Annotated in this window: 11 protein-coding genes; 9 read left to right on the forward strand and 2 right to left on the reverse strand. The window is 48.2% G+C overall.

Annotated elements, in window-relative coordinates; all coding sequences use genetic code 11:
* The first annotated feature begins 98 nt into the window (after positions 1-98).
* On the forward strand, positions 99-482 hold the full coding sequence (locus tag LU361_RS06210) for a RidA family protein (protein ID WP_233087950.1): 384 nt from the start codon (positions 99-101) through the stop codon (positions 480-482).
* Here the strand turns inward: LU361_RS06210 and LU361_RS06215 are convergent.
* On the reverse strand, positions 475-1,407 hold the full coding sequence (locus tag LU361_RS06215; protein ID WP_233087951.1) for an NAD-dependent epimerase/dehydratase family protein: 933 nt from the start codon (positions 1,405-1,407) through the stop codon (positions 475-477). The two genes, LU361_RS06210 and LU361_RS06215, sit on opposite strands and share 8 nt — an antisense overlap.
* A 156-nt stretch (positions 1,408-1,563) precedes the next feature.
* On the opposite strand from LU361_RS06215, the gene LU361_RS06220 reads away from it, so the two are divergent.
* From LU361_RS06220 to LU361_RS06230, 3 genes are all read left to right on the forward strand, one after another.
* Complete coding sequence (locus LU361_RS06220) at positions 1,564-2,490, forward strand: hydrogen peroxide-inducible genes activator (protein ID WP_233087952.1); 927 nt, start codon at positions 1,564-1,566, stop codon at positions 2,488-2,490.
* Between the two features lie 136 nt (positions 2,491-2,626).
* The gene (gene recG / locus LU361_RS06225; RefSeq protein ID WP_233087953.1) at positions 2,627-4,717 is read left to right on the forward strand and encodes an ATP-dependent DNA helicase RecG; all 2,091 of its coding nucleotides are present in this window, start codon (positions 2,627-2,629) and stop codon (positions 4,715-4,717) included.
* A 214-nt stretch (positions 4,718-4,931) separates the two neighbouring features.
* The gene (locus LU361_RS06230) at positions 4,932-6,329 is read left to right on the forward strand and encodes an aminoacyl-tRNA deacylase and HDOD domain-containing protein (RefSeq protein ID WP_233087954.1); all 1,398 of its coding nucleotides are present in this window, start codon (positions 4,932-4,934) and stop codon (positions 6,327-6,329) included.
* Between the two features lie 207 nt (positions 6,330-6,536).
* Here LU361_RS06230 and LU361_RS06235 read toward each other — a convergent pair whose 3' ends face one another.
* Positions 6,537-6,812, reverse strand: a complete 276-nt coding sequence (locus LU361_RS06235; protein WP_233087955.1) for an HU family DNA-binding protein — start codon at positions 6,810-6,812, stop codon at positions 6,537-6,539.
* Positions 6,813-7,084: 272 nt separating this feature from the next.
* Between LU361_RS06235 and ubiA the strand changes: the two genes are divergently transcribed.
* The 5 genes from ubiA (at position 7,085) to LU361_RS06260 (ending at position 13,484) form a co-directional block, all read left to right on the forward strand.
* A complete protein-coding gene (gene ubiA, locus LU361_RS06240) occupies positions 7,085-7,966 on the forward strand; it encodes a 4-hydroxybenzoate octaprenyltransferase (RefSeq protein WP_233087956.1) in 882 nt (293 codons plus the stop codon).
* A gap of 137 nt (positions 7,967-8,103) precedes the next feature.
* Positions 8,104-8,808, forward strand: coding sequence for a phosphate regulon transcriptional regulator PhoB (gene phoB, locus LU361_RS06245; RefSeq protein WP_233087957.1), 705 nt, complete (start codon positions 8,104-8,106; stop codon positions 8,806-8,808).
* A gap of 51 nt (positions 8,809-8,859) precedes the next feature.
* Entirely contained in the window at positions 8,860-10,194 is a 1,335-nt protein-coding gene (gene phoR / locus LU361_RS06250; RefSeq protein WP_233087958.1) for a phosphate regulon sensor histidine kinase PhoR, read from the forward strand.
* A 297-nt stretch (positions 10,195-10,491) separates the two neighbouring features.
* On the forward strand, positions 10,492-11,640 hold the full coding sequence (locus LU361_RS06255; RefSeq protein WP_233087959.1) for a GNAT family N-acetyltransferase: 1,149 nt from the start codon (positions 10,492-10,494) through the stop codon (positions 11,638-11,640).
* A gap of 188 nt (positions 11,641-11,828) precedes the next feature.
* Positions 11,829-13,484 carry a tetratricopeptide repeat protein gene (locus LU361_RS06260; protein ID WP_233087960.1) on the forward strand — a complete coding sequence of 552 codons (1,656 nt, stop codon included), beginning with the start codon at positions 11,829-11,831 and terminating at the stop codon, positions 13,482-13,484.
* The last annotated feature ends 95 nt before the right edge of the window (positions 13,485-13,579 follow it).

Below are 13,579 nucleotides of genomic sequence, written 5' to 3' on the forward strand. Positions count from 1 at the left end.
TCTGTAATGCGGCTCCATAGGCTGCACCTTTCGGGTTCATTTCCAACCCCACCCGAAAGCGAACTGAGTCGCCTTACTATTCATTACCGGGGGCAACTATGACTAACAAAGCAACCATCCAAACCGAATCTGCACCAGCGGCCATTGGCACTTATTCACAAGCCATCAAAGTGAACAACACCGTGTATCTTTCTGGCCAAATTCCATTGGACCCAGTCACCATGGAAATGGTCTCGGAGGATTTTACCGAGCAAGCTCACCAAGTATTTAAAAACCTTGCTGCCGTTCTCAATGCTGCCGATGGTGAATTGAAAGACATTGTTAAGCTCAATATTTTCTTAACCGATCTTTCAAACTTTGCTCAAGTTAATGAAGTCATGGCTCAATACTTTAGTGAACCCTATCCCGCTCGCGCCGCCATCGGTGTGAAACAACTGCCAAAAGACGCCCAAATTGAAGCGGACGCCATTGCCGTTATTTAAGTGCCTGTCGTAGTTCTGATAGCGCGGTCTCGTTAGCGGCAACAAACGCCGCTAACGTCTCTCGATACCCTTCCTTGAAGTTTCCATAGTCAAAACTAAAACCCGATTGCTTTAACCGCTGATTACTGAGCCGCTTTGCCTTGGGTTCATCGTTACTTACTCGGTAGACGATGGGCAACCCCAAGCTGTCTGCGATATGTTGATAAACTTCGGCATTGATTACGGGCAAATCGTCAGTGCCCAGATAAATTTCCTGCGGTGACTCAAGCGATAACACGTGACTGATTGCACGTGCACAATCGTGCTGATGAACTCGATTCGTCCAAGCACCTTCAACAATCATTTCCGGATTTTTTGGGTCTACCGAACGCGCATCTGACATCACCTTTTGAAGCAGTCGGTTTCGACCTGCGCCATAGATGCCAGAAAATCGCAAACACACCACGGGTAATCCGGTTGCCAACAAGCGGTCTTCCGCCTCCCGAATTCTGCGACCGGAAAAATACTCGGCGCTGGCGTCACTGCTTTCATCAACCCAACCGCCGTCACTTTGGCCGTAAACGCCTGTGCTCGATACAAACACGATTCGCCTCGGCGAGAGATTCTCGCGCTCAAAAAGCTCACACAATGCCTTTGTTGGTGCAACGTAACCGTCACGATATGCCTCATCTGAGCGCTGTGCCGGTGTCAGCGTAATAACCAAGTTAAGGTTGTCACTTTGCAGTATCGAACGATAGTTTTTGGGTTCACCAACGTCCGATAAAATCGGCGAAAAACCACTGTAATCGAGCTTTTCACTCCGGCAAATAGCGTGAAGTTGGTAATCAGAAGCTTCGCTCAATTGGCTAAATTCGCGAGCTAACTTGCCAAACCCCAACCACAGTAGGGGGTTCGTTTTCGGTGCAGGCTTGTTAAAACTTGTCATAGATTTACGAAAAGTTAATAAAAATTTTTTATTTAACCTATATCTTAATAAAATAAATCAATTTAAGGCAATCGATAGCCAAAATTGAAAATAGAGAGTAATCTTCAATGACATCGATAAATTTGATTACAAAAGCAAGTCGAAGAGCTACTAAAAATGACCCTCACGGAACTTCGTTACATAGTAACACTCGCGCAGGAGCAACACTTTGGTCGTGCCGCAGAAAAATGTTTTGTATCTCAACCGACATTAAGTATTGCGGTTAAAAAATTAGAAGAAGAGCTCGGAGTCGCGTTATTTGAACGCTCCAAAACTCGCGTTAAACCAACGCCTTTAGGCGATACCATCGTCAACCAAGCGCAGTTGGTGTTAGAACAAACCTCTGCCATTAAAGACATGGCGACTGCCGGTAAAGACCAACTGAAAAGTCCATTGCAAGTTGGCGCCATCTTTACCATCGGACCTTACTTACTGCCACACTTCATTCCAGAACTCATCAAACGCGCACCAGACATGCCGTTGTATGTGGAAGAAGGCTTTACCGCAACCTTGCGTCATCGTCTTCGTAATGGCGAGTTGGACGTAATCATTGTTGCTCTGCCATTTACCGAAGCCGACGTCGTCACGCAACCTTTGTACGATGAGCCTTTCGTGGTGCTAACCCACAAAAGCCATCCGCTTGCTGAAAAAGAAGCCATTGAAACCGAAGACCTTGATGGCCACAACATTTTGCTGCTCGGTGAAGGCCACTGCTTTAGGGATCAAGTGTTTGAAGCTTGCCCCAATATTCGCCCTTCGGCAGAAAACGACAACAACGCTTCGAAAATACGTACCGCCGCTGAGGGCAGTTCACTCGAAACCCTGCGCCACATGGTCGCCTCAGGCTTGGGAATCACGATTTTGCCAGCCTCAGCAGCAACCAGCCCGTTCTACAACAGTGGCCAATTAACGGTTCGTCCTTTCGCCGGTATCGCACCGAGCCGAACGGTTGCACTGGCCTGGCGTGCCAGCTTCCCGCGTCATAAAGCCGTGGATGTATTGCGACAAGCGATCAACCAATGTCAGTTAGAGCGCAGCTCTTAAGCCATCCCGTTCTCGTTGCAACCAATAATTTATCTCTGATTGCGCATTACAGAGGTAAATTATTTGGATTTCCCGTCGATTTGTCGTTAAATCCCAACAAACCATTCAATTGTCAGGGATACGGAAACAGACACACATGTCAGGCAGGCCTTTAGAAAGCTCGTTCGAATTAAGCAAAATCGAACTGTTAAAAGGCGTTGGCCCGCAAATGGCCGAAAAGCTCGCCAAACTCGGCATCGTGTATTTCCGGGATTTATTGTTTCACCTGCCCATTCGCTACATCGATCAAACCCAAGTTACCGACATTGCCGACTTAAGGCCCAACATGTACGCCGTTATTGAAGGCCGCGTGGCTTCGTCGCACGTCGCCTACGGTAAGCGCCGCAGCTTGATGTGCAAGGTGTCCGACGAAACCGGGTCGGTGCATATGCGGTTCTTTCATTTTACTGCTGCACAAAAGAATCGGCTGGCGGTGGATACCCAAATTCGCGTGTTCGGCGAAATTCGTCGCGGCGCCACCGGGCTTGAGTTTTATCACCCCGAAACCGAAACCCTCGACGTAGAAAAACCCTTGTCGACAAGCTTAACGCCGATCTACCCAACCACCGACGGCGTCACTCAAAAACGCTGGCTGCAACTCACAGATCAAATCGTGCAGCGGCTGAAAACCGGCTCGGTGAACGAATTGCTCAGCGAAGACGTTCGCAAAACCCAATCTTTAGCACCGCTGTCTGAGGCGTTGATCTATCTGCACAGACCACCGGTCGATGCCGATTTGAACCAACTGAGTCTGGGTTTGCATCCACACCAATGTCGATTGGCTGTGGAAGAATTGTTGGCTCACCATTTGAGTTTGAAAGCCGCCAAACAGCAGACCGAGCAATACCACGCCTTCGCGTTTTCCCGAGCGCAGGCGAAAACACTGGAACACCAATTTTTAGATCGATTGACGTTCAAACCAACCGGCGCCCAGAGCCGAGTCATCGACGAAATTTGCGCAGACCTAAAACACCCACAACCCATGAAACGACTCGTTCAAGGTGACGTGGGCAGCGGCAAAACTCTGGTCGCCGCTATCGCTACCTTGCAGGCAGCGGCGTCGGGAAAGCAAACAGCCCTGATGGCGCCAACCGAAATCCTCGCCGAGCAGCATTTTCAAAACTTTCGTCAGTGGTTGGAGCCGCTGGGTGTTCAGTGTGCGTGGCTGGTGGGTAAACAGGGCGTTAAACAACGCCGAGAACAACTGGAGTCCATTCGAACGGGCGATGCTTTGGTGGTTGTTGGCACTCAGGCGCTGTTTCAGGAAGCGGTAGAATTTCACGATTTGGCGTTAACCATCATCGACGAGCAACACCGCTTTGGTGTTCATCAACGCCTCGCCCTGCAGGAAAAAGGGCAACAAACCCGCCCCCACCAATTGTCACTCACCGCAACTCCGATTCCACGAACTCTGGCGATGAGCTTTTACGCCAATATCGATATTTCCAGTATTGATGAGCTGCCACCGGGTCGAACGCCGATCTCTACCGCCGTTATCGGTGACGGAAGAAGAGGCGACATCGTCACGCGTGTTGGCGATGCCTGTCGCGAAGGTCGCCAAGCGTATTGGGTGTGTACGCTGATTGAAGAATCCGAATCACTGCAAGCCCAGGCCGCCGAAGCCACGTGGCAGGAATTATCCGAAGCGCTTTCAGACATTCGCGTCGGCCTGATACACGGACGGATGACCGCCACCGAAAAAGACGAACACATGCGAGCCTTTAAAGCCCAGGAATTGGATTTGTTGGTCGCCACCACCGTCATTGAAGTCGGCGTTGATGTGCCCAACGCCAGCTTAATGATTATCGAAAATCCCGAGCGACTCGGCTTGGCACAATTGCATCAATTACGCGGTCGAGTAGGGCGCGGAAAAACCGAAAGCCACTGTGTTTTGTTGTATCAATCGCCGTTGTCGAAAGTTGCACGCAAACGCTTAGACATTATGCGCTCAACCACAGACGGATTTGTCATCGCCGAAGAAGATTTAAAAATTCGCGGTCCCGGCGAAGTGTTAGGCACGCGGCAAACCGGAGAAATTCAATTTCGGGTTGCTAATTTAGACACTCATCAAGAATTATTAGAAATTGCCGTCGAACTCGGTGAAACCATCAGCCAACAACATCCAGCAAGTGCAAAAGCCATTGTCGAACGCTGGCTCGGCTCTAAACAACAATTCGCAAATGTGTAGAAATTAATTTTCTACAACTAAAAATCATAACCGCTAAATTCCAAACCGGAATTTTTACACACCTCACCAATAAATCCTCAAAATTAAACTCACGAATTCCAGCCCTGAACTACACTTACAAGTGCCTATAAAATCATACTTCCAAAAGCATCAAACATTGGCTGCGGTTTTAAGGCGATAAAAAAATAGTAACGCTAAGAACCGAGGGCTAAAGGTGCACTTCCCAAGTAACTTAAAAAAACTCTTGGATACCAAGCAAATTAATTACTCTTTGACTATGTATACCAACGATAATTTTGAGGACAACGCTTTTCGCGACCATCACTTACGCAACAGCAACGCGGCGCGCTCCGTGTTACTCGAAGATGGCCAAGGAAAAGTGCTGGCATTAGTTCCAGCTAATTGTATTTTGGATTTAAATCGGCTTTGCCAATTACTCGGCAGAGAATTAAAAGCCGTCAGCCCCGCCGAAATCGAAACCATGGCCTCCAGCAAAGGGCTCGATGTAATCCCAGCGATTCCGAATATTAATGGCCTAGAAACCGTCATTGACGATCAACTCGTGAATTCCGAAAACCCGGTTCTGTTAGACTCAGGAAAATCCCCGCACCTGCTCGAAATCGATCACAACGCACTAGAAAGTTTGATGTCCGACAAAGCCAAACAAATGGACATCGCGGTTCCGGTAGATTCCATCGAAGACGAAAATACAGACGACCTCAGAGACATCACCGAAGCCGTTACCAGTTTTACCAATCACCGAATAAAACAACGTCTCGAAGACACCTTAGAAATGCCGCCGTTACCAGAAACGGCGCAGCGAATTATTAAACTGCGCGTAGACCCCAACGCCGACATCGCCGATCTCTCCAACATTGTTGAAATCGATCCGAGCTTGGCCGCACAAGTGGTTAGCTGGGCCTCGTCACCGTATTACTCGGCGCCGGGGAAAATACGCTCCATTCACGATGCCATTGTGCGTGTATTAGGGTTTGATATGGTGTTAAACCTCGCGCTGGGCATTGCCTTGAGCCGAACACTCTCGATTCCAAAAAACGGTCCTTACGGTTCTCAACCTTACTGGCGCTCCGCCGTTTATATGGCGGCAACCATGGAAGGTTTAGTCACCGCAATTGAACGCCAACATCGCCCTGGTTTTGGCTTGGCGTACCTTTCAGGCTTACTGCACAACTTTGGCTACTTAATTATTGCCGACGTTTTCCCATCTTATTACGACCGCTTATGCGACTCCTGGGACGCCAATCAACACTTAGAACAAACCATTATTGAACGCCAACAAATTGGTGTTAGCCGCAATCAAATGTGCGCGTGGTTAATGGAAGTGTGGAATTTACCGGAAGAAATTTTGGTAGCTCTGCGCCAGCAAAACAATCCAGATTACGACGGAGAACACGCGATTTACGCGAATTTATTGTATATATCCCAACAATTACTCCGGCGCAAAGGATTAACCTGCGGCCCCAAAGAACCCATTCCCAAACACTTATTAGAACGCGTTTATTTAAGCGACGATATCCTAGAAGACACGATTGATAATATTATGGAATCGGCTATGGAATTGGAAAACATCGCCAACGAACTGGCCGGTTAACCAACGCTAAAATCTCCCAAGCACCACCCTTGTTCAGCCCAACCTTTGCGTTGGGCTTTTTATGGGAAAAGGGTTTGAAAAAATCTGCGCGGGGAAGAGAAACTCAAAATAATCCAGGGTTTATGGAAGATCAGAGTTTCTGGAAAATCAAAAATAGAAATACCAATTCAAGCAACGCGACAATCAGAACCACTTGCCGAATATTTTTTAATGATTCACAGAGTCCTTGAGTTGTTTTCCGGGTTTAAATCCGACACTGATGCTCGCCGGAATTTGAATGGGTTCTCCGGTGGATGGGCTGCGTCCGGTTCGCGCGGAACGATGTCGTCGAGAAAAGGTTCCAAAGCCGATCAGGCTCACAGTTTCGTCGCGACTTAACGCATTAGTTATTTCATCTAATGTCGCGGTCACAGCTTCATTTGCTTGGTCTTTGGTAATATTGGCAGCTTCGGCAACCGCTGCCACAAGTTCTGTTTTATGCATGATAATTTGAATGCTCTATTTTGTAGTGATTATTACGAAGTTCGAAAGCGAATAATGTTCACTCAATGCAAAAGCGTTTTCTGTGGGTACGTTTTACCAATGCGTCGGTCAATCGCGACGCACGCCTAGGTTCTGTGAAACTCGCGATGTTACCGAACTCCAGACTGAGTTTAAGGGAAGCTCAAAAACCCTTACCCCTGGGTTTCTTTTTAGTTCAAATTGTGGCTTTATCAAGGAAAACTTGGCTCAACCCCTAAAATACGGGCACTAGAATGATTGTAGAGAAGTATTTGCAACCAAAATCCGGTAATTGGAACGATTACCTCGCGTTGATGCGCATGGATAAACCCGTAGGAACTCTGTTGGTCTTGTGGCCGGTTTTATGGTCTTTGTGGCTCGCAAGCGACGGTTCACCGAGCGTAAAAAACCTGGTTATTTTTGTTCTCGGTGTTTTTGTGATGCGCTCAGCAGGATGTGTAATAAACGACTACGCCGATCGCAATTTTGACGGCAGTGTCAAACGCACAAAACAACGTCCACTGGCCAGCGGCAAATTATCCGAGCAAAACGCACTGAGTTTATTTTTTATTTTGTGCTTGGTTGCCTTGTTATTGGTTTTGTTAACCAATTGGATGACCGTAGCGCTGTCAGTCGGCGCTTTGATCTTGGCGTCGGTTTACCCATTTGCAAAACGCCACACGCATCTGCCACAAATTGTTTTAGGCGCAGCGTTTTCGTGGTCCATTCCGATGGTATTTACCGCCGAGACTGGCACCGTCAGCAAAGAAATCTGGCTCATCTATTTTGTTAATTTACTCTGGGTTGTTGCCTACGATACTTACTACGCTATGGTTGATCGTGACGACGACCTAAAAATCGGCGTTAAATCCACAGCCGTATTATTCGCAGAAATGGATAAAACCATCATCGGTTTTCTTCAGGTACTGGTTGTGATTGGATTGCTTATGATTGGCAGCCAATTCAACCTCGGTGGAATTTACATTCTAGGTGTCGTTATTACTGCGGGCCTGTTTGTCTATCAGCAGTGGATAACACGAGATCGAGAGCGAGAAAAATGCTTTGCTGCGTTCAAAAATAATCAATGGGTTGGCTTGGTTATTTTTATTTTTATCGCTTTGGACTATTTATTTTAGAAAAACTGATCGAAAGTTTGCCAAAAAACCGTAATTTCGCATACATTCGTTGAGTCTGTCATAAAAGCGCAACAAAACCTTTATTAAATGCACGCAGCTCAAACAACCACATTTCGCTACCACAGTGTGTTCCTGCCATGGCCGATAAAACTATTTTGATCGTTGACGACGAATCCTCAATCCGCGACATGCTTCGTGTTGCCCTAGAGATGGCTGACTACAAATGTCTTGAAGCCATGGATGCGCAAACCGCGCACACCCTGATTGTCGATGAAAAACCGGATTTAGTATTACTGGATTGGATGTTACCGGGCACCAGCGGTATCGAGTTGGCCCGACGCCTTAAGCGCGACGATGTCACCGCTCAGATTCCTATCATCATGTTGACCGCCAAAGGCGAAGAAGACAACAAGGTTCAGGGATTGGAAATCGGTGCCGACGATTACATCACCAAGCCATTCTCGCCGCGCGAACTGGTTGCTCGCTTGAAAGCAGTATTGCGACGCACCGACAACACCTCCACCAATGGCCCGATCGCCGTTGAGGGCTTAATTCTAGACCCAGTCAGCCACCGTGTGACCATCAACGACAAACCTGTCGATATGGGACCGACCGAGTACCGCTTGCTGGAGTTCTTCCTGACCCACCAAGAGCGTGTTTACACTCGCGGACAGCTTCTCGATCACGTTTGGGGCGGTAACGTCTACGTCGAAGAGCGCACCGTTGACGTTCACATTCGACGCCTGCGCAAAGCACTCTCAACCGACGACCACGACCGCTTTATTCAAACCGTTCGCGGGACGGGTTACCGCTTTTCGGTGAAAGTGACCGAAAAAGCTTAATAAAATTTCATATAATATCCCCGTAAGCTAAACACTGTTTTTGGGGGCTATGTGCAACGCGGTTTCATATCTGAGCTTCAACGCTTCTTCGTCATTCTGGCCGTCGCCTGCGTGATCGGCTTTGCATCGGGGTATTTTTTATCCTCGATCACTGTCACCGCGTTTGGTTACATCGCCTGGTGTTTTTACAACATGCGCCGTATGGAGAGGTGGCTCAGCACATACACCAGTGATAACGTGCCCGATGCTTCGGGTTTTTGGGAAGAAGTCTATTACCAGATTTCCAGCCACCGTGCGCGCCACATCAAAGAAAAACGCCGCCTGCAAACGCTCATTCTGCGCGTTCAAGAAACCACTGCCGCACTGAAAGACGCCGTGGTTGTTCTCGACGGCGAAACCTCAATTCAGTGGTGGAACCAAAGTGCGCGCCGATTGATTGGTCTGCAACCGGAAGATCACGGCAAACCCATCGTTAACTTTGTCCGCTCGCCGCGTTTTGTGCGCTATCTAGAAGAAGGCAATTTCAACGAGCCACTGACCATCAGTTCTGCCATTGATAACGACCTGTTTCTGCATTTCCAAATCAGCAAGTACGGGCAGGGGGAATACCTGGTCGTGATTCGCGACGTTTCGCGCGTGCAAAAGCTCGAACAAATGCGTAAAGACTTCATTGGCAACGTTTCACACGAACTGCGCACACCACTGACCGTGGTACGCGGTTACCTCGAAACCATGTCGGACAATTCCGATTCGCTGGCGCCGGTTTGGCAAAAAGCTATCGGCCAAATGAGCCAGCAAACCAAGCGCATGACCTTAATTATCGAAGATCTGCTGACGCTGACGCGCTTAGAAACCGAAGATACTCAGTACAAAGAATGCGCCATCAATGTTCATGATTTGCTGGCGAGCATTGCCAACGACGCCCGCGATCTAAGCCGAGACAAAAACCACCGCTTTGACGTTGATGCTCCCGATCACTTCTTGCTGACAGGCGTTCCTGAAGAGCTTCGCAGCTGTCTTTCTAACTTGGTTTTCAACGCCGTGCGTTACTCACCGCCGGACAGCCTCATCACTCTAAAAGCCTACAGCGATAACAGTGGCTTCCACATCGGTGTGCAAGATCAGGGCATCGGTATTGAAGAGCGCCACATTCCGCGTTTAACTGAGCGCTTCTACCGCGTAGATTCAAGTCGTAGCCTCGATACCGGCGGCACTGGTCTTGGTCTTGCCATCGTTAAACACGTGTTATCTCGGCACCAAGCTCAGCTTCAAATTACCAGCCGAATCAATCACGGCAGTACCTTCACCTGTTCATTCGAAACCAGTCGCTTCTCCGAAAAACCTCCGGCTGACCTCGAAGAAGAAACCTCGGATATCGACGGTTAAACAACCACAACAATGTGCAACCGCTGTCGTAACAATCGTCAGTTGTTGCAATCGTTGTGAAACACCATAATGATAATTCAAAAACTCAAATGTCGACCTGCACAGGCGACAAGTTTGTTCTGATCAATCATTGAGTTTTTGAATCGTTGGTTGAATTTAACCACCCGTTTCGGTTTTACTGTCATTTAGTGTTCCGCCTTGTATTTCGGTACGTAATCAATCAGCACAACGTTTGCTCAGGCCTTGCTTGTTAATCGCAGAGCCCAAGCTTCATCCATTTTCCGATAGGCTCTCAACATGTACTTTCAGTTTATTACCAGCATTACTGACATAGACCGCGACCAATGGAATCGAATTGCTGGTACCGATTACCCGTTTACACGTTTCGAGTTTTTAGCGGCCTTAGAGAGCAGCGGCGCAACCAACTCCGAATCGGGCTGGCAGCCACTGCATTTAGTTGCCAAGACCGACGACGATGAACTGTTAGGGCTGGTACCGCTGTACATCAAGACTCATTCCTACGGCGAATACGTATTTGATTGGGCCTGGGCTGACGCCTATCACCGCAACGGTATTCAGTACTACCCCAAGCTTCTAACCGCAATTCCATACACGCCCGCAACCGGCCCGAGATTTTGCTTTTCGGACGACCTTGCCGAGCCACACCAACTTGAATTGCAAGTTGAGATGACCAAAACCATCAAAGAACAGGCACAAAAAATTGGTGCGTCGTCGTGGCACTGTTTGTTTCCTGAATACCCCCACGCACAACGTTTGGAAGAAGCCGGATTTGCGTTGCGCCAGGGCTGTCAGTTTCATTGGTACAACCGAGATTTCACAAGCTTCGATGACTTCTTAGCCACGTTTAACAGCCGCAAACGAAAAAACCTCAAGAAAGAGCGCCAAAAAGTACACGCGCAAAACGTTCAGCTCATCCGTTGCGAAGGCCGAGACATCAGCCGTGAGCACTGGCAAAAATTCTACGAGTTCTACCAGCTCACCTACCTAAAACGCAGCGGCCACGATGGCTACCTCACTGGCGATTTCTTCGAAACCCTAGGCCGAACCATGCCGGAACATTTGATGATGGTGCAGGCATTCGCCGACGACAAACTCGTCGCTGCAGCCCTGTGTTTTAAAAGCAGCACCCACTTGTTCGGCCGCTACTGGGGGTGTCGTGAAGAGTTCGATTCGCTGCACTTTGAAGCGTGTTACTACCAAGGTATCGAATACGCCATTGAGCACGGCATCCAATGTTTTGATCCCGGCGCTCAAGGCGAACACAAAATCCAGCGCGGCTTTACACCGACGGCCACTTGGTCGAGCCACTGGCTTGCCGACGAACGCTTTGATAACGCCGTGCGTGATTTCTTGCAGAGAGAGCAGCCCGGAGTTGAGCAATATATGATCGAAACTGCAGAATTACTGCCATTTAAGCAAGAATAATCCGCCACAAAGCCCTAAGGGCCTGTTCACACTAATTTAACCGCACCTGTCGCGCCTAAAATACGAAAAAAGTACCCTCCAGCAGGTGTGATTAAATTAGTGTGAACAGGCCCTAGGTGAGCAATTTCAACTACACTTACTTGCAGAGAAACTCATGTAATTGTTGTTGATTAAAGCTTGAGACCACCTTGGCACTGACTCGCAAAATAGACCTCATCAAACTCTACGAAACGCACACGTGTCTGATTGTGGATGACATGCCGGAGATGCGTGGCGCCATTAAACGTATGATTGTCAGCCAAGGCATGGCACGAATCGACACCGCCGCCAACGCACCCGAAGCAATCTCCATGTGCGAGACCCGCGCGTACTCAATGATTATTTGCGATTACAATCTGGGTAAAAGCCAAGACGGCCAACAACTGCTGGAAAACCTGCGCCATCGCAAATTGCTCACCCCGGTAGGATTGTTCATCATGATCACCGCCGAAAGTTCACGCGAAATGGTACTCGGCGCCATCGAAAGCCAACCCGACGATTACATCACCAAACCCTTTACGCCAAAGCAACTGTGCCTGCGGCTCGACCGAGTTCTCATCAAACACGAGGCCTTGCTGCCCATCAAAAAACTCTTCGCCGACAAGCAGTACTCCGAAGCCGTTACTTTGTGCGAGCAAATGATCAATAACAACAGCGAATTCGCCTTTGAAATCAACCGAATGAAAGGGCGCATTTTATTCCTGTTGGGCGACTTACATCGCGCGCGCGAACACTACGAAAAAATCGTCGAACAGCGCCCCTTGCCCTGGGCCATGCTCGGCTTGGCAGAAACCTTGGTCGAACTCGGCGCCTACGATCACGCAGAAATTATTCTCAATAAAATCGTAAAAATTGATCATCGATACGTCGAAGCCCACGACTTGTTAGCGCGAGTGCATCTGGAACAATCCGACATCGACAAGGCCCAAAGCGAACTCGAACAAGCCTGCGAGCTGTCACCGAAATCGGCATTACGCCAACGCAGGCTGGCACACATTGCCGAGCGCAACGGCGACATAAAAACCAGTCTCAAAAGTTATCAGCAATCCATTAAATGGGGTTCCAACAGCATTCACGAAGACGATTCCGATTTATTTAATTTCGCTCGCAAAGCCGCCGAACTGGTGCGCACAGACACCTCAAAACCCGCGCGCGATTTAGCCGATAAAGCCGTAAAACAATTGGCCAGAATGTGCCAAGAAAATCCCGATAATCTTGAAATCCAATTAAAAGCCGATTTAATTTCGGCAAGCATTAATCAGTTACTCAACAAACCCAACGCCGATCAAAAAAGTGAAGAAGTTCGCCAGCAATTTCACGACAACCCACCCGACGACGCCGAATGCCATTTGGATTTTGTCAAAGTGTTACAAGACTGCGGTGATGACGACGAAGCGCAAGAACACTTACAAGCCATGGCGGCAGAATTTTCCGAAGACAAAGACGTACTCACCAAAATTGAACGCTCAAGCTCCGAACCCCTCACCGATGAATCTCGCAAAAAAGTCGCCATCTTAACCAAATCGGGGATCGCCTCTTACCAATCCAAAGATTATCTGCAAGCAGGCAGAACCTTCCAAGAAGCCTTATCGGTTTTTCCCAATCACGTGGGATTAAATTTAAATTTAGTGCAAGTGTTATTAGAACAACACAACGGCAAAGTAAACGAACGCGATGCCGCCTCAGTAGAACGATGCTTTGATCGCATCCAACACATTCACGAAAGCGACCCACAAGCACAACGCGCACAAACATTAAAAGCACAATTTAAAGAAGCGAAGCGGGTGGAGAGCTATACCAATTAATAAAAGCTTCGTATTTATCATCTCTATGCTTTTAACGATAAATTTTTTAAGTGTTGGAATATTTTTCAAAACATAAAAAACAAAATTCAAAAAAA

The sequence above is a fragment of the Sessilibacter corallicola genome (assembly GCF_021290925.1).
Taxonomy (GTDB): Bacteria; Pseudomonadota; Gammaproteobacteria; order Pseudomonadales; family Cellvibrionaceae; genus Sessilibacter; species Sessilibacter corallicola.

Bases quoted from the DNA above. Each gene is read 5' to 3' on its own strand.
- LU361_RS06210 (WP_233087950.1), top strand. From the start codon at position 99: ATGACTAACAAAGCAACCATCCAAACCGAATCTGCACCAGCGGCCATT.
- LU361_RS06215 (WP_233087951.1), bottom strand. From the start codon at position 1,407: ATGACAAGTTTTAACAAGCCTGCACCGAAAACGAACCCCCTACTGTGG.
- LU361_RS06220 (WP_233087952.1), top strand. From the start codon at position 1,564: ATGACCCTCACGGAACTTCGTTACATAGTAACACTCGCGCAGGAGCAA.
- recG (WP_233087953.1), top strand. From the start codon at position 2,627: ATGTCAGGCAGGCCTTTAGAAAGCTCGTTCGAATTAAGCAAAATCGAA.
- LU361_RS06235 (WP_233087955.1), bottom strand. From the start codon at position 6,812: ATGCATAAAACAGAACTTGTGGCAGCGGTTGCCGAAGCTGCCAATATT.
- ubiA (WP_233087956.1), top strand. From the start codon at position 7,085: ATGATTGTAGAGAAGTATTTGCAACCAAAATCCGGTAATTGGAACGAT.
- phoB (WP_233087957.1), top strand. From the start codon at position 8,104: ATGGCCGATAAAACTATTTTGATCGTTGACGACGAATCCTCAATCCGC.
- LU361_RS06255 (WP_233087959.1), top strand. From the start codon at position 10,492: ATGTACTTTCAGTTTATTACCAGCATTACTGACATAGACCGCGACCAA.